This is a genomic window from Lentzea alba, from assembly GCF_047445655.1.
In the GTDB taxonomy this organism is placed as follows: Bacteria; Actinomycetota; Actinomycetes; order Mycobacteriales; family Pseudonocardiaceae; genus Lentzea; species Lentzea alba_A.
The window spans coordinates 59,553-78,008 of record NZ_JAJAEG010000031.1; the positions used below are offsets into that span (position 1 = coordinate 59,553).

At 68.8% G+C, this 18,456-nt stretch carries 14 protein-coding genes; 4 read left to right on the plus strand and 10 right to left on the minus strand.

What is annotated here, in order from left to right:
- Positions 1-44 precede the first annotated feature (44 nt).
- Together LFM09_RS38825 and car are read right to left on the minus strand one after the other, a co-directional pair.
- Complete coding sequence (locus LFM09_RS38825) at positions 45-1,448, minus strand: GMC family oxidoreductase (RefSeq protein ID WP_414101619.1); 1,404 nt, start codon at positions 1,446-1,448, stop codon at positions 45-47.
- Entirely contained in the window at positions 1,441-4,653 is a 3,213-nt protein-coding gene (gene car, locus LFM09_RS38830; RefSeq protein WP_414101620.1) for a carboxylic acid reductase, read from the minus strand. The genes LFM09_RS38825 and car overlap by 8 nt, the downstream gene beginning before the upstream one ends.
- A gap of 162 nt (positions 4,654-4,815) precedes the next feature.
- On the opposite strand from car, the gene LFM09_RS38835 reads away from it, so the two are divergent.
- Together LFM09_RS38835 and LFM09_RS38840 are read left to right on the plus strand one after the other, a co-directional pair.
- Positions 4,816-6,051, plus strand: coding sequence for a cytochrome P450 family protein (locus LFM09_RS38835; protein ID WP_414101621.1), 1,236 nt, complete (start codon positions 4,816-4,818; stop codon positions 6,049-6,051).
- A gap of 38 nt (positions 6,052-6,089) precedes the next feature.
- Positions 6,090-7,739, plus strand: a complete 1,650-nt coding sequence (locus LFM09_RS38840; RefSeq protein ID WP_414101622.1) for a carbamoyltransferase N-terminal domain-containing protein — start codon at positions 6,090-6,092, stop codon at positions 7,737-7,739.
- Between the two features lie 16 nt (positions 7,740-7,755).
- Here the strand turns inward: LFM09_RS38840 and LFM09_RS38845 are convergent, their stop codons facing one another.
- From LFM09_RS38845 to LFM09_RS38880, 8 genes are read right to left on the minus strand one after another with little or no spacing between them, the layout of a single operon-like run.
- Positions 7,756-8,922 carry a 3-deoxy-7-phosphoheptulonate synthase gene (locus LFM09_RS38845; RefSeq protein WP_414101623.1) on the minus strand — a complete coding sequence of 389 codons (1,167 nt, stop codon included), beginning with the start codon at positions 8,920-8,922 and terminating at the stop codon, positions 7,756-7,758.
- Entirely contained in the window at positions 8,919-9,830 is a 912-nt protein-coding gene (locus tag LFM09_RS38850; RefSeq protein ID WP_414101624.1) for an AurF N-oxygenase family protein, read from the minus strand. The genes LFM09_RS38845 and LFM09_RS38850 overlap by 4 nt, the downstream gene beginning before the upstream one ends.
- Positions 9,820-10,581, minus strand: a complete 762-nt coding sequence (locus tag LFM09_RS38855) for an aminotransferase class IV (protein ID WP_414101625.1) — start codon at positions 10,579-10,581, stop codon at positions 9,820-9,822. The genes LFM09_RS38850 and LFM09_RS38855 overlap by 11 nt, the downstream gene beginning before the upstream one ends.
- Entirely contained in the window at positions 10,578-12,611 is a 2,034-nt protein-coding gene (pabB, locus tag LFM09_RS38860) for an aminodeoxychorismate synthase component I (RefSeq protein ID WP_414101626.1), read from the minus strand. The genes LFM09_RS38855 and pabB overlap by 4 nt, the downstream gene beginning before the upstream one ends.
- Positions 12,608-13,438, minus strand: a complete 831-nt coding sequence (locus LFM09_RS38865; protein WP_414101627.1) for an arylamine N-acetyltransferase family protein — start codon at positions 13,436-13,438, stop codon at positions 12,608-12,610. The genes pabB and LFM09_RS38865 overlap by 4 nt, the downstream gene beginning before the upstream one ends.
- Positions 13,435-14,331, minus strand: coding sequence for a UbiA family prenyltransferase (locus LFM09_RS38870; protein ID WP_414101628.1), 897 nt, complete (start codon positions 14,329-14,331; stop codon positions 13,435-13,437). The genes LFM09_RS38865 and LFM09_RS38870 overlap by 4 nt, the downstream gene beginning before the upstream one ends.
- Before the next feature lie 10 nt (positions 14,332-14,341).
- Complete coding sequence (locus LFM09_RS38875) at positions 14,342-15,508, minus strand: cytochrome P450 (protein ID WP_414101629.1); 1,167 nt, start codon at positions 15,506-15,508, stop codon at positions 14,342-14,344.
- 25 nt (positions 15,509-15,533) lie between these two features.
- On the minus strand, positions 15,534-16,538 hold the full coding sequence (locus LFM09_RS38880) for a polyprenyl synthetase family protein (protein ID WP_414101630.1): 1,005 nt from the start codon (positions 16,536-16,538) through the stop codon (positions 15,534-15,536).
- Between the two features lie 283 nt (positions 16,539-16,821).
- On the opposite strand from LFM09_RS38880, the gene LFM09_RS38885 reads away from it, so the two are divergent.
- Positions 16,822-18,042, plus strand: coding sequence for a cytochrome P450 (locus LFM09_RS38885; protein ID WP_414101631.1), 1,221 nt, complete (start codon positions 16,822-16,824; stop codon positions 18,040-18,042).
- A 32-nt stretch (positions 18,043-18,074) separates the two neighbouring features.
- Positions 18,075-18,422 (plus strand): hypothetical protein, encoded by a 348-nt coding sequence (locus tag LFM09_RS38890; RefSeq protein WP_414101633.1) that lies wholly within the window; start codon positions 18,075-18,077, stop codon positions 18,420-18,422.
- Positions 18,423-18,456: the final 34 nt, after the last annotated feature.

Sequence of the window (18,456 nt, forward strand, 5' to 3'; positions counted from 1 at the left end):
GCGTTAACGCATTGCTCGCCAACGATTTGGCGAAACCGCACCGGTCAACGGGTCATGAGGCTCGCGGCTCGTTCCGCGATCGCGACCACGGTCGCGCAGGTGTTGGCCGACGGGATCCGCGGGATCACCGAGGCGTCCGCGATCCGCAGGCCCTCGACGCCGTGCACGCGCAGTTCCTCGTCCACCACCGACATCTCGTCCGCACCCAGCTTGCACGTGCCGACGTAGTGGTAGTACGTCCCCGTGGTCGCCCGGATGTAGGCCTCGCCACCCGTCTCCGCTTCCTGCCCACGCCACGGCCTGAGCGCGCTAGCCGCACCGATCTCGCGCACCAGCCGCATCCCGTTCACCATCGCGGTCATGTCCCGCGGATCGGTCAGGTAGCGCGGAGCCAGCTCGACTCCCCGGTCGGACAACCGGAGCCGGCCGCGGCTGTGCGGCGTCATCAGGGAGAACGTGATCACGTAGGCGCTGTCCCCGGCCGGCGACAGGCAGGACTGCAGATCCGGCGCGTCCAGCTCGGGATCGCTGCGCAGCAGCCCGAGCACCTCGACGTTGTTGTACGAGCTCATCGGGAGTGGTCGCGCACTGCTGTACATCACGAAGCAGAGCGGGTGATCGTGCAGGTTCTCGCCCACGCCGGGCAGGTCGGCGACCACGCCGATGTTCATGTCACGCAGGTGACCGGCCGGACCGAGCCCGCTCCGCATCATCAGCTCAGCGGTCCCGATGGTGCCCGCGCACAGCACCACCTCGGCGGCTGAGGCGCGGTGGTGCTGGCCGCCAACGGTGTACTCGACGCCGGTGGCCCTGCGTCCGTCGAACACCACTCGCTTGACCAGCGCGTCCGTCACGACGTCCAGATTGGTCTGCGAGCCCAGGTAGGCGTCGGCAGCGCTTTGCCTGGCGCCGGAGACGATGTTCAGGTCGACCCAGCCGACGCCCTCCTCCAAGCCGCCACTGATGTCCGTCGCACGCCGGTGGCCCGCCTCCACAGCTGCATCCACGAACGCTGCCGCCGCCGGATGCTGTTGCTCCGCCGGGGCGACCACCAGCGGGCCACCGACACCGCGCAGAGCCGGATCACGGGTGGGCGCGTGCTCACTGCGCCGGAAGAACGGCAGCAGGTCGTCGAACTCCCACCCCTTGCCCCAGTCGTAGCTGCTCCGGTGCCCCCTGGCGAAGATCATCCCGTTGATGCTGGAAGAGCCACCCAGCGCTTTCCCGCGTGGCCAGGCGAGAGCTCTGCCGAGTTCCGGCTCCGGCAGAGTCGTGTCCTGCCAGTCCGACTCGGTGCCCAGAAGCGACAGCCAGTTGTTCGGCGTGGTGGTCACCGGAGACGCGCTACCCGCCTCCAGCAACAGCACGGTCGCGTTCTCGGCCAGGCGGGCGGCCACCACGCACCCCGCGCTCCCGCCGCCCACCACGATGTAGTCGTACTCACTCATGTTCGCGACCTCGTGCGTACTGGCGGATGAGGGAACGAGACAGGTGCGGGATGTCCCCGACAGCCTCGCGGAAACGGGCTGAGGGGACGTCCGAACCGGGCACTGCCGGCTCCGGCTCCTGAAAGCCGTGCAGCAGCGGGAGGATCGAGTACTGCCGCCGGTCCTCGGGCAGACTGCGCAGCGCGGCCTCGACGCGGACGAGCCAGTCGCCGTAGTCCGCGATCCGCTCGATCGCGTGGCCGTCTTCGACCAGCCACTCCACGAACGTGTCGAGCGAGATCCCGTCGTCGTGCGGGTTGATCAGGTTGAAGGTCTGGTACCCGCGAGGACCCAGCGCGACAACCGAGGCTGCGGTGAAGTCGACGGGCAGACCGTCGTAGTGGGCGCCCTCGCCGCGGTAGAAGGACTGCGGGGCAACGCCAGTCGCGAGAAGGCTGAACATCAGCCGGCTGAACATGTCGTGCACGTTCAGCTGCCCGGCATACCTGCTGTGCGCGAGGATCATGGTGGAGCGGAACACCGTCACCGGCAGCCCGCACAGGTCGTGCGCCTCCCGCAGCAGCACCTCTCCGGCCCACTTGCTGGTTGTGTACCCACCGGCGTACCCGTCGTCGACAGGCTGGACCGGCAGCGCGGCACGCACGTCGGAGTCCTCGTCGAGAGGCTGCCCCTTCCGCGACCTGGCCACCGCCACGCTGGAGATGAACGTGATCGGCTTGAGCCGCTGAGTCAGCGACAGACGGATGAGTTCCGCGGTGCCAAGAACGTTGGCGTCGAACAGATGCCGGTACGACAGCACGTGGTTCACCAGGGCGCCCGCGTGGACGACCAGGTCCACCTCACCGGTCAGCCGCTCCCACGTCGCCTCGTCCAACCCCAGCCCTGGCTCGGCGATGTCTCCCGCCAGCACCTCCAGGTGCTCCTCGAAGTCGCCGAAGGCATCGAACAGACGCTGCCGGGCGGCGTCAGGACTGGAGCCGCGGACCACGACGATCAGCTTGCCGCCCACGGGAGCCAGCCGCTGAAGCCATTCGAGGGCGAGGAAACGCCCCAGGTAGCCGCTCGCGCCCGTCAGCAGAACACGGCGAGGCTCCCCGGCCGGCAGCGGGAGCTGACGGGCAGCGGACAGCGTTTCAGCGTCGACAAACCGTTCCAGCACAAGGTCTTCCGCGCGTACCTCGGTCACGTCCGAGCCGTGCACCGACGCGAAGGTGGGCCGCATCGCACCGCCACGACGCTTGGCCTCGACGTAGGCGGCCAGCTGCTGCAGGTCGTGTGCGGGGCTGATGATGACGTCGACCGGCACGCGGATGCCGAACGTGTCGTGCAACAGGTTCGACAACGACACCGCCGACAGCGAGTCGCCGCCGAGGTCGCGGAAGTGCGCGGAAGGACTCACCTCGGCCGTCGAACCCGCCAGCAATGCCCGCGCGGCCCGCTGGACGGTCTCCAGCACCGGCAGGTCACCGCGGCGCAGGTCGAGCAACTCCTGGGTCTCGCGCGCCGAGATCTCGGCGTACAGCTGTTCCAGCCGCTCGCCGTAACGCTCCACGAGCTTGGGCCACAACAGCTTGCGCTGGTCGGACAGCAAACCGTTGGCCTGGCTGAACGGCTCGGTCTCCAGCAGCAGACCGCGGGGGATCTCGTACGACTTCAGGCGCGTGTCCTTCGCGATCTGCCGGAACGAGTCGATCAGCAGTTCTACGAGACGTTCCCGGTCGTACCGCTCCAGGGCATCCGCGGTCGGCACGACGACCGCGAGCAGGTAAGAGCGCTCGCTGTTGCCGTAGACGAAGATCTGCCGCACCAGCGGCCCTGCGGCGAAGACGGACTCCAGCCGCGCGACGGCCACGAACTCGCCCTGCGACAGCTTCAGCACGCTCTTGAGGCGGTCCACGACGGCGATGCGGCGTGGACCGAGCTCGGCGACGATGTCACCGGTCTTGTAGTAACCGTCCTCGTCGAAGAGATCCGCCGTCAGCTCGGGTTGCTTGTAGTAGCCGGGAATCCCGTCCGCTTTCACCCGCAGCTCGCCGCGTGGGTGCGGGGAGTCGGTGCGGAAGTAACCGAGCTCGGGCACGTCGGCCAGCCTGTAGTCGATCACCGGCGGGTTCATCAGGGTGCCGTTGACGGCGATGCCCGGGACCTCTGTGGAGCCGTACATGTCGTACACGGGGATGCCGAGGAGCGACTCGATGAACTCGCTCAGCGTGGCCGACAGCGGCGCGGAGCCACAGGTGGCCCAGGTGACACGCCCTCCGAGGACGTCCTCGCGCAAACGCGTGAGCACCTCGGCCGGGTCGCCTCCGGCCAGCTCGCTCTGGTAGCGCTGGTAAAGCATCTCGCACACCCGCGGCACCAGGGACAACTCGGTGGGCCGGACGAGAGCGACGTCCTCGAAGAACGTCGAGAGATCGCTGCCGGCGGTGAAGCAACTGGTGCCACCGCGCGCCAGTGCGTTCGTCAGCGTGAAGTAGCCCGCGAAATGGCTCAGCGGCGTGTAGTGCAGGGCGACCAGGCCCTCCCGGTTCGCGCGGTCCTCCCACGTGACCCTCGCCAGCCGCTCGGTGTAGATCGCGCCCTTGGGTGTCCCGGTGCTCCCCGATGTGTACACGAGCTTCGCCAGAGGGTCCTCGTCGTCGCCGGGGATGTACGGCGGAGCTTCGGGCAGGCTAGCGCCAAGGTCGAGAACCTCTTGCAGTGCAACGACATCCACGTCCAAGCTGGCGCGGGCAGCGGCGAGCCGCTCCGCCTGGTCGTCGACGCGCGGGTCGTGGTCGAACACCACCAGCCGCTGGACCGAAGGCGTGCGCAGGGCCAGTTCGGTCGCCACGCCCAGGTGCTCGCTGCTCGCGGCGAGGAGGAACGGCTCCGTCTCCGCCATGATCGACGCCAGGTTCGACGCCCCGGTCTGCAACGGAACGCTGACGGTGCCCAGATAACCGCACGCCAGCTCCAGCGTCGCGTAGTCCCGGCTCGTGAACCCGAGGAGCGCCACTCGCTCGCCCGCGACGAGAGGACGCCGCGGGTGGTGGTGCCATTCGCTCGCCACCGCGCGGGTGCGGCTCCACAGCTCCCGGTAGGTGGTCATCTCGTAGCGGGGCAGCAGGCGCCCCTGGGCGTCCCGCGCGCGCTCACCGACAGCGGGCCGTTCCCCGTAGCGCTCGAAGACGTTCGCCATTACTTGCGCAAGTCGCAATGTCATCTCCGAAAATGGAAACAGCCCCGAATTGCGACACTAGCAGCAGTTCGTCGGGCAAGTCACGCCGTTCGGGCCGCGTTTAGGCTTTTTGATAAGCATCATTGCGGCGGCCGGTCGTTCCTTGATAGTGATTTCACGAGGACTCCTGCAATCGAGGATGTGCCCATGGACCACGATTCCGCCCCTCTGGAACTCGACGACGCGTTCGTGCAGGACCCCTACTCGGTGTACGCGAAGCTCAGCACCGAGGGCTCGGCGCACCTGGTGAGGATGCCCGCCGGAGTTCCCCTGGTCGGCGGGCTGCCGGTCTGGCTCATCACCGGGTACGAGGCGGTGCGGTCCGCGCTGGCGGATCCCCGGCTGAGCACCGACCTGAACAGGATCGACGGGCTGTTCGCGCAGAAGGAGGCGGACCGCAGCAAGCGCGGCGGCTTCTCCTCGGTCATCGCCAGCCACATGATGCACACCGACCCACCGGACCACACCAGGCTGCGCAAGCTCGTGAGCAAGGCCTTCACCGGGCGCGCCATCCAAGCTCTCCGGCCGGAGATCCAGAAGATCACCGACGAACTGGTCGCTGCCCTCGCGGACCACGACGAGGTCGACCTGCTGGACGCCTTCGCGTTCCCGTTGCCGATCCGGGTGATCTGCCTGCTGCTGGGCGTACCGGTCGAGGAACAGGCGAACTTCAAGTCCTGGTCCAAGGCGCTCGTCTCCGGCACCTCGCCGGAAGAGGCCACCGCCGCCGCGACCGCGGTGGCCGAGTACCTCGGCGAACTGATCGAGCGCAAACGTCGCGCAACCACGGACGACGTGCTCAGCGCGTTGGTCTCGGCGCACGACGTCGACGACCGGCTGACCACGACCGAACTGATCTCGTCCGCCTATCTGCTGTTCATCGCCGGTTTCGAGACCACGCTCAACGCCCTCGGCAACGGCACGCTCCACCTGATGCGGAACCTCGACCAGTGGGAGGTCCTGCGCGAGGACCGAACGCTCCTGCCGGGCGCGGTCGAGGAGTTCCTGAGGCTGGAGAGCCCGCTGAAGCACGCCACCTTCCGCTGTGCCAAGGAGTCGCTGAACGTCGGCGACGTCGAGATCCCGGCCGGCGACTTCGTGCTGCTGGCGATCGCCTCCGCCAACCGCGACCCGCAGCGCTTCGACGACCCGCACGTGCTGGACGTCCGCCGCCCCGCCGCCGGCCACCTGGCGTTCGGGCACGGCATCCATCACTGCCTCGGGGCACCGCTGGCCAGGGTGGAGGTGCAGATGGCGTTCGGCGCCCTGCTCGACGCGTTTCCCGCCATGAGGCTCGCCGCCGACCCCGAGGACCTGCGGTGGCGCAACAGCACGATCATTCGCGGGCTCGATTCACTTCCGGTGCGGCTGAACCACCGTTAGACGCTTTCTCACATTTCCCGAAAAGGTGTGGCTGACCAATGCGGATATGCGGAATCAAGGCATCACACGACGGCGGAGTCGCGGTCATCGAGGACGGCCGCCTGCTCTTCAGCTACGAGATCGAGAAGCTGCAGAACGGCGAACGGTACAGCTCCCTCGGAAACCTGGAACGCGTGACCGAGATCCTCGCCGCGGAGGGTCTGTCGCCCGCTGACATCGACCAGTTCGTGGTCGACGGCTGGTACACGCAGGACGACGCGGGGGAGCCTGCGGTCGCGGTGAACGCCGGCGGTCTGCCGGTGCAGCTCCGCGTCGCACCGTACGTCGAGAGCGACGGCGATCCGCTGCGACGCCACACCTTCCGCGGCCACGGTCTCGGCGACTACGCCAGCTACCACCACGTCGCCAACCACCTCATCGGCACGTACGTGTCGAGCCCGTTCGCCGCCAGGGGCGAGGACGCGTTCGTCCTGGTCTGGGACGGCATCATCACGCCGCGCCTCTACCTGGTGCGGGCGGAGACCCGTGAGGTGACCTTGGTCGAGGTCCTCATGCCCGTCTTCGGAGGCAGCTTCGCGGCGTTCTGCGCGCGGTTCGAGCCGTACCTGCCCGACACCGACGACATCGCGTCGGACCGGTTCATCCGCCACCACCTCTCCGTCGCGGGAAAGGCCATGGCCTACGCGGCCAAGGGCAAGGTCGACACCGGTGCCTTCGCCGTGTTCGACGACCTCATGGCCGAACTCAGCGACATCACCGTCGACAGGGTGGGGGTGCTGGGGGACAAGGTCGCCGCGAACCGCGACGAGCTGATGCCGGGCCTGTCCAACGCGGACCTCATCGCCACCTACCAGGCCTACCTCGGCCACAACCTGCTGGAACGGCTCACCTCGGCGGTGCGCGGCCGGTTTCCGGACGGCGACCACAACCTGGTGATGGGCGGCGGCTGCGCGCTCAACATCAAGTGGAACAGCGCGATCCGGGCCAGCGGCGTGTTCCGCGAGGTCTTCATCCCGCCCTTCCCCAACGACGCGGGTGCCGCGATCGGAACAGCCGCCTGCGAGATGTTCCGGCACGGCCGGACGGCACTGGAGTGGAACGTCTACAGTGGACCGAAGATCGCCACCGGCACCCTGCCTGACGGGTGGCGCGCACAACCGTGCGACGAACGGCAACTGGCCGCTCTCCTGCACGCCGAGGACGAACCGGTGGTCGTCCTGTCCGGCCGGGCGGAGCTGGGCCCGCGCGCCCTGGGCAACCGCAGCATCATCGCGCCCGCGACCAGCACCCGGATGAAGGACCGGCTCAACGACATCAAGAACCGGGCCTCCTACCGCCCCGTCGCGCCCATCTGCCTGGAGGACCGCGCGCCGGAGGTCTTCGAACCCGGCACGCCCGACCCGTACATGATCTTCGAGCACCGCATGCGTCCGGGCTGGGCGGAACGTGTCCCGGCGATCGTGCACCTGGACGGCACCGCCCGGCTGCAGACCATCAAGTCCACTCAGGACACCGCCACCGTGCGCATCCTCCGTGCATACGCGGAGATCAGCGGCATCCCCGTGCTGTGCAACACCAGCGCGAACCTGGAGGGGCGGGGCTTCTTCCCCGACGTCGAGTCGGCGGCCCGATGGGGCGGAACCAGGTACATCTGGTCGGAGGGAACGCTCTACACGAACCCGGCGTGATCGCTCGCCTTCCTGGTCACCGAAGCATTTCGGCGACCAGGAAGGCCAGTTCGAGAGCCTGACCGGCGTTGAGGCGCGGATCGCACGCCGACTCGTAGACGCGGTGCAGGTCCTCGAACCCCACTCCGCCGCCGACGCACTCGGTCACGTCTTCACCGGTCAGCTCCATGTGCAGGCCACCCGCGTGGGTGCCGAGCGCCCTGTGCACCTCCAGGAAACCGGCGACCTCGTCGAGAACGTCGTCGACACGCCGCGTCTTGTGCCGGCAGGGTGCCTGGAAGGTGTTGCCGTGCATGGGATCGCACACCCACACCACCGGCGCTCCCGAGGCGTTGACCTTCTCCACGAGCTCGGGCAGCAGGTCCCGCACCCGGCGGGCTCCCAGGCGCACGATGAACGTCAGCCTGCCCGGCCGCCGGTCGGGGTCGAGGCGGTCGATCAGGGCCAGCGCGTGCTCGGGTGTGGTGGACGGGCCCAGCTTCACCGCGATCGGGTTGTCGATGGTCGCGAAGTAGGCGACGTGGGCGCCGTCGAGCTGTCTGGTGCGGTCACCGATCCACAGCATGTGACCGCTGCCTGCGTAACGCCGGCCGGAGCGCTCGTGGGTCAGCGCGTCCTCGTAGTCGAGCAGCAGGCCCTCGTGGCTCGCGAACACCTCCGCGCCGCTCGCCCGCAGAACGTCCAATGTGTACTGAGAGGCGTCGTACACGCGACGCAGCCGGAACGGGTCGGGCTGCCGTTCGGTCCGGGTGAAGCCGGTGCCGTTCACCGCGTCGCCCCGGTACACCGGCAGCGTGCGCCCGTCGACGGTCTCGGTCGGCGAGGACCGCGGCTTGGCGTACTGGCCGGCGATCCGGCCCACGGTGACCACCGGGAGGGTCGAGGCGGACGAGAGGATCACGGACATCTGTTGCAGCAGACGCAGTTTGCGCCGGATCGTCTGTGCCGAGACGGAGTCGAGCCGTTCGGCGCAGTCACCGCCCTGCAGCAGGAACGCTCTGCCCTCAGCGACCTTCGCGAGGCGTGCGGTGAGCGCGTCGCACTCCCACGGCGTGACCAGGGCGGGCGAGGCCGCCAGGTCGTCCACCACCTCGCCGAGCCGGGCCTGGTCGGGCCACTCGGGTTGCTGGCAGGCGACGAGCGTCCGCCAGTCCGGGACCGTGTCGATCGTGCTCTCGCTCATCGGCCCGTCTCGACGAGGTCGTGGCTGATCCCCAGGTCGTCGAGCAGCAGCTGCAACGGCCCGGTGTCCCGCTTCGGCACGGGCCGCGCAGCCGCCCACTCGCGCAGCTGGTCGGTACCGATCTCGAAGCCGCCTTGGGCCGCAACGGCCACCCACGGCTCCAGGTCGGCGGAGCGGAACGCGGTCAGCCCGGAGACCAGTGCCTCACGGAACATCTGCTGCTGCGCGCTGTCCAAACTCCGGTAGAGCGAGCCGCACAGCTCGCGGAACACCACCGCATGGCCGCTCTCGTCCCGCCGGTGCAGATCGGTGGTGATCCGGTTCATCGGCTGGATGTCCTGGGCCGTGGAGAGCGTCGAGAGGAACCCGCTGATCGTCGTCTCGGCAGCCAGCGAGAACGCGATGTCGACGATGTCGCGGTCGAACCCGGACAACCCGGCGCGCGCCGAGGCCCGTCCCTGGACCACCGACCAGACGTCCGGCGCGAACCGCACATCCGCCATGTCCCGGCGCCGCCGCGTCACGCCAACAGCGTTGTGGCACATGAGGATGTGGTAGTGCTCGTCGATGATCGTCTGGTGCAGCGCGTCGACGGCGACGTCGTCACGGCGGACCGGGATCCGTTCCTGCAGCATCAACCGGCAGGCCGGCAGGATGATCTCGTCCTCGATGGCCGCCGTCTTGGCGTTGTAGGCGATCCACGCCGCGGACAGGATGCGCTCGCGGGCGTCCCGGTCGAGCCGGTCGGCGCCCGGCAGGTCCAGTACCGGCACGAGGTGTTCGGGAAAGTCCGGCAGCGCCGCGTCGAAGTGCCCGTCCAGGTCGAGCTCGTCCTTCTTGACGGCCACCCGCTTGCCCCAGCGACGGGTCAGCTGGATCAGCAGATCGCGCTCGTAGTCAGCGGACATCGGTGAACCTCCTCACGTGGTCGGCACAGGAGTCGAGGCGCGACTGCCAGTGCTCGGCCACCACCAGATCCTCTTCGCACAACCGGCCCAGCCCCTCGGCGACCGGCCGGATGCCGTGCAGCGCGTTGACCGTCCACACAGGAATTTCAGAAAGCTCTGCAGGGGTGGCTGTTTCCGGAACGACCTGCCCGGCCAGCTCCCCGAGAAGGGCACGGGTGATCCCGGGGAGCAGGCCGGGTCCGGGCGGCGGACCGCACAGGGTGTCGCCACGCCACCAGACGATGCTCGTCGTTGATCCTTCGAGCACGTGTCCTTCCGGCGAGAGCAACAGCGCCTCGTCAGCACCTGCCGCGAGCGCGGCGGTGCGCAGGGCGGCCAGGTGGTCCAGGTCGACGCCCTTGACGGCGGGAAGGCTGCGGCGGTCGGGGCCTGAGTTCCACAACCGAACGGTCGCGGTGCGCGGGGGAGCAGGACGTAGCCACAGCCGCAGTCGCAGCCGGGAGCCGGTCTCCACCAGCTCGACGCGAGGAAACCACCGGCCCTGCGCCGGCAACGACTCGGCGACCGCGCGCAGGAACCCGTCCGTCTCCGGGCCGGAGAAGCGGGAGCAGGCTGCACCGAAGCGCTGGGCGTGCAGACCGAATCCCCGCACCCGCCCGTCGTCCACTAGCCACGAGTCGATGACCCGCACCATCCCGCTCGCGTCGGATGGCGACCACCCGTCGTCCCACCACTGCCGGTCGGCACTCATCGCTGACCCGCGTCCGACACCGCCGGAGCACGCCAGGCCCGCAGCGACGCCGCCGCCTTGAGCAGCATCTCCTCGTACTCGTCCTGAGCGTCGGAGTCGAGCACGATCGCCCCGCCGGCACCGATGGTCAACCGGTCACCGACGCGGACCGCGGTGCGGATCACGATGTTCAGGTCGGTGCCGCCGGAGAGGCCGAAGTAGCCGAGGGTGCCGGAGTACACGCCCCTGGCCTCCGTCTCCAGGCCGTCGATGATCTCCATCGTCCGCAGCTTCGGCGCCCCGGTCATCGAGCCGCCGGGGAAGCACTGCCGGACGCAGTCCATCGCGCTGACTCCGTCCTTGAGCCGGCCGTGGACGGTGGACACCAACTGGTGCACGGTCTCGTAGCTCTCGACGGCCAGGTACGGATCGACGTCGATGCTGCCGACCTCGCACACCCGGCCCAGGTCGTTGCGCAGCAGGTCCACGATCATCAGGTTCTCCGCCTGCGTCTTGGCACTCGACGCGAGGGTGGCGGCGATCTCGGCGTCGCGCACGGGGTCGGCGTCGCGGGGCGCGGTGCCCTTGATCGGCTTGCTGGTGACCGTGCGATCCCGCTCGATGCGCAGGAAGCGCTCCGGCGACGAGCAGAAGACCGTGACGTCGTCGAAGCGCACCAGCGCGGCGTACGGCGCCGGGTTCGCCCGGCGCAACCGCCGGTAGAAGGCGGTGTCGTCGTCGTGGAACGGCAGGTGCAGCCGGTCGGTCAGGCAGATCTCGTAGCTCTCGCCCAGGACCAGCTGCCGCCGGCACTCCGCGATGTCCGCCAGGTACCGGTCGCGGCCGCGGACCAGGTACTCCTCGGCGTCAGGCGGCGCGCACGGTTCGCCCGCGGGCTCGCCGTCGACAGGGCGCAGTCCGGTGAGAACGGTCGCCGTCCGGTCCACCCACTCCTGCGCGTCCCGCCGGGTCGCCTCGTCGTGCACGGCGACCAGGTAGGTCAGCCCCTCCTGGTGGTCGACCGCGACGATCCGGTCGGCGAACATCCAGGCGGCGTCCGGGGTTTCCGCGGTGTGCCGGACCGCGGCACCGCACTCCGACTTGAGCTCATAACCGAAGTAGCCGACGTACCCACCGGTCAGGTTGAACGGCAGGGTCGTGTCGGGAACCCGCCGCTCGCGCAGCCGCTGCTCCAGGAAGTCGAACACGCTGCCGGGAACGTGGCGGACCCCGCCGGCGTCGCGCACCTGCACCACCCCGCTGCCGGTGCGGTAGGTCACGACCTCGCTGAGCGGCCCGGACGTGTCGCCCAGGAACGAGAACCGGGACAGCCCTTGCTCGACCCTGCTGCTGTCGAGCCAGAAGCAGTGGGGGCTGTCGTCGAACAGCCGCAGGAAGATGGACTCGGCGTCGGCGGCGGTCGGGACGACCGTGCTGATCAGTCCCAGCTCCCCGGACCGGGGCGAGTGGGTCTGGCGGCTCAGCTCGGCGAAGTTGCGCAGGATCTCCCTGCCGTACCCGGAGGCGACCGACTCGGGGTGGAACTGCACGCCCCACTGCGGCAAGTCCCGGTGCCGCAACGCCATCAGCACGCCGTCGTCCGCCCACGCGATCGGGACGAGCTCTTCCGGCAACGGCTCCTGCACGCCGAGCGAGTGGTACCGCACCGCGACGAACTCACGAGGCACCCCGGCGAACAACGGGTCCCCGTCGTGGGAGACCTTGGCGAGGTGCCCGTGCCGTGGCTCGGGCGCGGCGGACACGGTCGCGCCCGCCAGGTGCCCGATGATCTGATGGCCGAGGCAGACCCCCAGCACCGGCAACGTGGTCCGGCGCAACAGGTCGCCGACCAGGCCGATGTCACGGGCGTGCTGCGGACGGCCGGGACCGGGCGAGACGACGATGTTGTCGAAGTCCTCCAGCGGCAGGTCGAGCAGCAGCGGGTCGTCGTTGACCACCACCGTCGGTTCCCGGCCGTTGATCTCGGCGATCAGCTGGAACAGGTTGAAGGTGTACGAGTCGTAGTTGTCCACCAGCAGTGTTCGCGTCATGGGCCGGCCAAGGTCTTGCGGAGGGTCTGGATGTCGTCCGGCGCCAGGGTGATCCCGAAGATCTCCTCGGGAGCGGACAGCACCTCGGCCTCGTCGAGCTCGCGGAACGTCGCCGGTTCACCGGGCCGGATCTCGGTGAGCACGGTGCCGGCGAGGAGGTGCCTCACCTTGGCCTGCGTGCGCTGGAGGATCACCCGGTGGTTGAACGGCGAGCGCGGGTGCGTGAGGCAGAAGTGGTTGAGGAGCTCGAAGTCCGACGGATAGCGCACGTCCGTGGTGAAGCCGTAGAGCTCCGCCGGTCCCTCCGGCCGCAGGAACCGCAGCACGTGTTCACCGGTCGGCTCCTGCACGAGGTCGAACGAGAAGTCGCTGTCCAGCCGCGCGTTCTGCGCGAACCGGATCGGCTCGTGCGGCCCGAAAGCACCGAAACTCACGTCGTGGAGCCAACGTTCGCCGTCCAGCTCGACGAGCAGTGCGACGTGCAGGGCCGGCCCGAACTTGCTGCCGGTCCGGACCCGCGTCCTGCCGGCGAACGCCGTGAACGTGAACCCGATGCGGTCCAGCACGGCCGCCATCAGCACGACCTGTTCCAGACACCAGCCTCCCCGGCCTTGCTGCACCAGCTTTTCCTGGACGTTCGCCAGGTCCAGCGGCACCGCCGTGCGCCCGAGCAGCGCGTCGAGGTTGTCGAACGGGATCGCGTCGACGTGGGCGGTGTGCAGGCGCCGCAACGTGGAGAGGTCGGCGGCCACGTCGCCCTCGTAGCCCACGCGCCTCAGGTAGGCGTCCAGATCGACGCCACTTCCTTGCCACATCGAGTCGCTCATGTGAACTGCCCCGCGATCACGGCGGCGAGCACGATCCAGCCGTAGTTGGTGTTGGCGACGAAGGTGTCCCAGCACGCCTTCGGATCGTCCAGGTCCACCCGGAAGAGCAGGTAGGACAGGTAGATCGCGGCCAGCACGACGATCACGTAGAACGCCCAGCCGATCGGCGTCAGCGAACCGGCCCACAGCACGCCGGTGACGCTGAGCACGACGAAGAGCGACAGCCACGCCTTGGTCGCCCTGCCGAACAGCAGGGCGGAGGACTTGACCCCGATCTTCCGGTCGTACTCCTTGTCCTGGTGGGAGTAGATCGCGTCGTGGACCATGGTCCAGAAGGTCCCCGCGACGTACAGGCCGTACACCGCGGGCGGGTAGTCGGTGTTCCCGGTCGCCGCGGTCCAGCCGACGAACACGTAGGTGCTCATCACCAGCCCGAGGAACGCCGAGGGCCACACGAAGAAGCGCTTCATGAACGGGTACGCGACGATCAACGGGTACGTGGCCAGCGCGACCAGCGCCGTCTCGACGTTCGCCATCGCGAGGACCAGCAGCGCGGCCACGGCCTGTGCGGCGGCCCAGAGGATCCCGTTCCGGACGCTGATCGTCCCCGCCGCGACAGGCCGCGCCACGGTGCGGGCCACGCGGACGTCGATCTCCTTGTCTGTCACGTCGTTGCTCGCGCAGGCGAAGCCGCGGATCAGCACCGCGGCGACGGCGACGGCCGCCACCGACAGCAGATCCGGCCGGTTCCCCGAGGCGAAGACGACGGCCCACAGGCCTGGCAGCAGGTAGAGCACGTACCCCGTGGGCCGGTCCAGCCGCATCAGCAGGAGGTACGAGCGGATCGAGTCCGGGCTCCTCGTGACTACGCCCGCGGATATCTTGTGCAGCATCAGGGTCCAATCACCAGGTCACCGGAAGTTCGACCAACCCGCCGATCAGCGTGTCTCGGCGCAGCCTCAGCTCCTCCACACCGACGGCCAGGCGCAAAGCCGGGAACCGCGCGACGAGCTGGGTGAGCACCACCTGCAGCTGCATCCGCGCCAGCGCCGCGCCCACGCAGTTGTAAGCGCCGTAACCGAAAACGAGGCTGTCCGCGGTGTCACGCGTGACGTCGACCTCGCCAGGGCCGGCGAAGACCGTCTCGTCGTGGTTGGCCGCGATGATGTTCAGCAGCACGAAGTCGCCGGTCCGGATGGTGACACCGTCGATCTCGAAGTCCGTCACCGCGTAGCGGGGCATGCCGCCGTTGTGCGGGTTCGGCATCGACCTCCGCAGGGTCTCCTCGACGGCGCCGGAGACGAGGCCCGGATCGTCCTGCAACGCCTGCCACTGGTCCGGATCAGACAGTAGCAAAAGGACACTTGTACCGATTCGCGCGACCGTGGTCTCATAGCCGCCGAACAACAACAACGCTGTCAGCCCAAGGACTTCGTCGTCGGTGATGCCCTCGGTCGCGCAGATCCTGGAGATCGCGTCATCGCCCGGGTTCCGCCGCTTGTCGGCGATGAGCTGCTTGCAGTAGCCGAACAACCCGCCCAGCCCCTGCTTGGACCGGACCGGGTCCCCGATGTTCGCGGCGTCCTGGGTCCAGCCGCCGAAGCGGTCCTTGTCCTCCTGCGGCACGCCGAGCCACTCGCACATCACCAGGATCGGCAACGACAACGCCAACGCCTCACGCAGGTCGACCGGTGGCTGCCGCCCGGCCAGCTCGTCCAGCAGCTGCCCGGTCTGCTTCTCGACGTACGGCCGCAGCTCCGCCATCCGCTCGGCGGAGAAGTGCGGCTCCAGCAGGGCACGCATCCGGTCGTGGTCGGTGGCGAAACCGCCCAGCAGACTGGCGAGAAGCGCAGACCCGCTGTCCTTCGCCTGCGGGTCGGGGTTGTTGCGGCTCAGCCGGTCGTCGTCCAGCAACTGCCGCACCTGGGCGTGACCGGTGACCAGCCACGCCTCGCCGCCATCGGGCGTGCGAACCCGGTGGACCGCGCCCTGGGACTGGAGAGTGCGCAGCTCTGGCGCGAGCTGCAGCACGTTCGCCTGCTCGAAAGGCAGTTGAACCGGGGTGCTCACTGACGACCTCCGCCGGAATCGGGGTTCATGCGGTGCGATGGACGATGCGGTCGAACAAGGTGGTCAGTTCGGTTGACGCCGCAGGGGACAGCTCGGCTCGTCCGAGGTGCGCCAGAGCCGAGTCGAAGTGGTCGCGGGAGGTCTGCTCGGCGGCGCGACGGCCACCGGACTCCTCGACGAGGTCGGCCATCTCCTGCAGGTGCGCCGCCGTGGTGTCGCCGGCCTGCCACAGCCCGCGCAGTCGTTCGCTGGCCGGAAACACCGCCAGCACCGGAAAGGACGGGTTGCGCCGCCCGATGTCGCCGCGGACGGGCTTGCCGGTCACCGCGGGGTCACCCCAGATGTCCTCGACGTCGTTGAGGATCTGGAAAGCGAGGCCCAGGTGCCTGCCCGCACCGCGCAGGGCCGCCAGGACGCGCTCGGGTTTGCCCGCCCGCAGTGCGGGTGTCACCAGCGCGCACTCCAGCAGCGCGGACGTCTTCTCCTCCACGATCCGGTCGTACTCCGCGATGCCGGCGTCCGGACCCAGCCGGACGGTGAGCTCGCGGGACTGACCGGCGAGCACCAGGCGGTTGGCTTCGGCGAACGCGCTGGAGATCTCCGCACGGGCGGGGCCGAGGTCGTCGACGACCATCTCCAGGCTCAGTGCCTGCAACGCGTCTCCGGCCAGGATCGCCAGGCCGGTGCCGAACACCTTCCACGCGGCCGGGCGGCCGCGACGCAGGTCGTCCGCGTCGATGATGTCGTCGTGGATCAGGGTGGAGTTGTGCAGCAACTCCAGTGCCGCCGCCTGGGACAGGACGTCCTCCGGCCGCAGTCCGACTCCCGCTGCCGCCGCCATCATGAGAGAGGCGCGGGTCAGCTTGCCGTTCGCGGCCGTGCTGGGCTCGCCGTGCTCGTCGATGAAGCCGAGGTGGTAGGAGCTGATCCGGGCGAGCGTCGGCTCCAGCGCGGAAACCTGCTGCCGAACGACGGGCAACACCGCGGACCGGACCATCCCCGGCGACAGCAGGGTGTCGAGTGTGCTCATCGGATTCTCCTGGAATTGAACACGGAAAACTCGTCGTCGCTTTGAGAGCGGTAATCGGGAATTTGAGCCGTAGTTCCGATCAGTATCCTGAACGACCTCTCCTGTTCGTGTCAACGACGCGGCGCGCTCGGGTTCGACTTTGGGAAAAACCCCAAAGAGAGCGGCGTACAGCCCGGATCGGACTATTCTGCGGATTGGTGGCTGCTCGACGCGACCCGCCCCCTGGCGATGGTTCACGGAAAGCTTGAGAGGCGAAATGGCTGTATCAGCCGATTCTGCGAAATTGCGTGAAGGCCGGCCGTTCGACCCGTATGGCGCACATCGCGACGACCCGTACTCGTTCCTGGCCGGCATCGGTGATGACGAGCCGGTGTTCTACGCGCCTCTGCTCGACGCGTGGTGCGTCACGCGACGCGAAGACCTGCTCGCCGTGCTGAAGGACGACAAGAGCTACTCGGCGCGCGACCACAACCCCCGTCCCAAGGTCGAGCTGCCCGACGACGTGGCCCGGATGTTCAAGACGTGGCGCGGCGATGGTGGTCTGGGCGTCGGCTCACTCGACCCGCCCGCGCACGCCAGGGTCCGCGAGGTGCTCAACATCGGGTTCACGCCGGCCAAGGTCAGGGCGTTCGAACCCACGATGCGCAAGATCGCCACCGACCTCGTCGAGCGCGCCGCGGCCGACGCGGAGTTCGACTTCATCGAGGCGTTCACCGTCCCGTACGCCCTTGAGGTGATGTGTGCGCGCCTCGGGGTGCCGGACTCCTACCTCGACCGCTGCCGCCTGTGGTCCGAGCAGCGCATCGAGCTCATGATGTTGCAGCACGACACCGATCCCGGCCTGCTGCGGGAATGGGCCCAGGGGCTGGTGGACTTCGGCGCCTTCGCCCGTGAGCTCGCGAAACAACGGCTTGCCGACCCGCAGGACGACCTGATCAGCGAGCTGCTGCACCACGGCAAGGCGGGCAACACCCTCACCGCCGACGAGGTCGCCGTGCAGATCCCCACTCTCATCTTCGCGGGACACATGACCTGTGCCGAGGCGCTCGGCACGATCATGTACCAGCAGCTGCGCGCCCCCGGCGGCTGGGCGGAGGTCGCCGACGGCACGATCGCCACGCGTGACCTCGTCGAGGAGGGGCTGCGTTTCGACGCCCCGCTGGCCGGCATGTACCGGACCGCGACCCGTGACGTGGTGGTCGGCGACGTGCACCTGGCCGAGGGGAGCAGGTTGCTCCTGCTGTACGGGGCGGCCGGCCGGGACAGCCGCGCCCACGCGTGTCCTGCGGCGTTCAGTCCTGGCAGCGGGTCTTCCTCTCATCTCGCGTTCGGGCACGGCATCCACTTCTGCCTCGGAGCTTCGTTCGCCCGTGCGGAACTGGAGATCGCGGTGCAGGCCCTCGCCTCCAGGATGCCCGGTCTGACGCTGGCGCCGGGGCAGTCGCCACGTCACCGGCCGGTGTTCCCGCTGCGGGCGCTGACCGAGCTGCGCGTACGGCAGTGAGAACGCACGGGACCCCCGCCTAGAGTTCGATCATGGACATCGGAGAGCTGCAGGCGCGCGCGGTGGAGATCGCCCGGATGTACGACCGGTCTCACCGTGCGGCCGGCCGTCAGGAGTGGAGCACAGGGGATCTGGCATTGGGGTTCGTCGGCGATGTCGGTGACCTCGCGAAGCTGGTCATGGCAGTCGAGGGCCGCCGAGTCATCCCGGATGCCGAAGCCAGGCTCGGCCATGAGCTGGCTGACTGCCTTTGGTCGGTTCTCGTGCTGGCCGATCGCTGCGGAGTCGACCTCGTCGCCGAGTTCGCCGACATGACAGACGGCATCGAGCAGCATCTCCGACTTGACGAAGGGCCTCCACGACGAACGCCCCGAACATGATCATGAGAGATCATGTTCGGGGCTCATCTGCGTC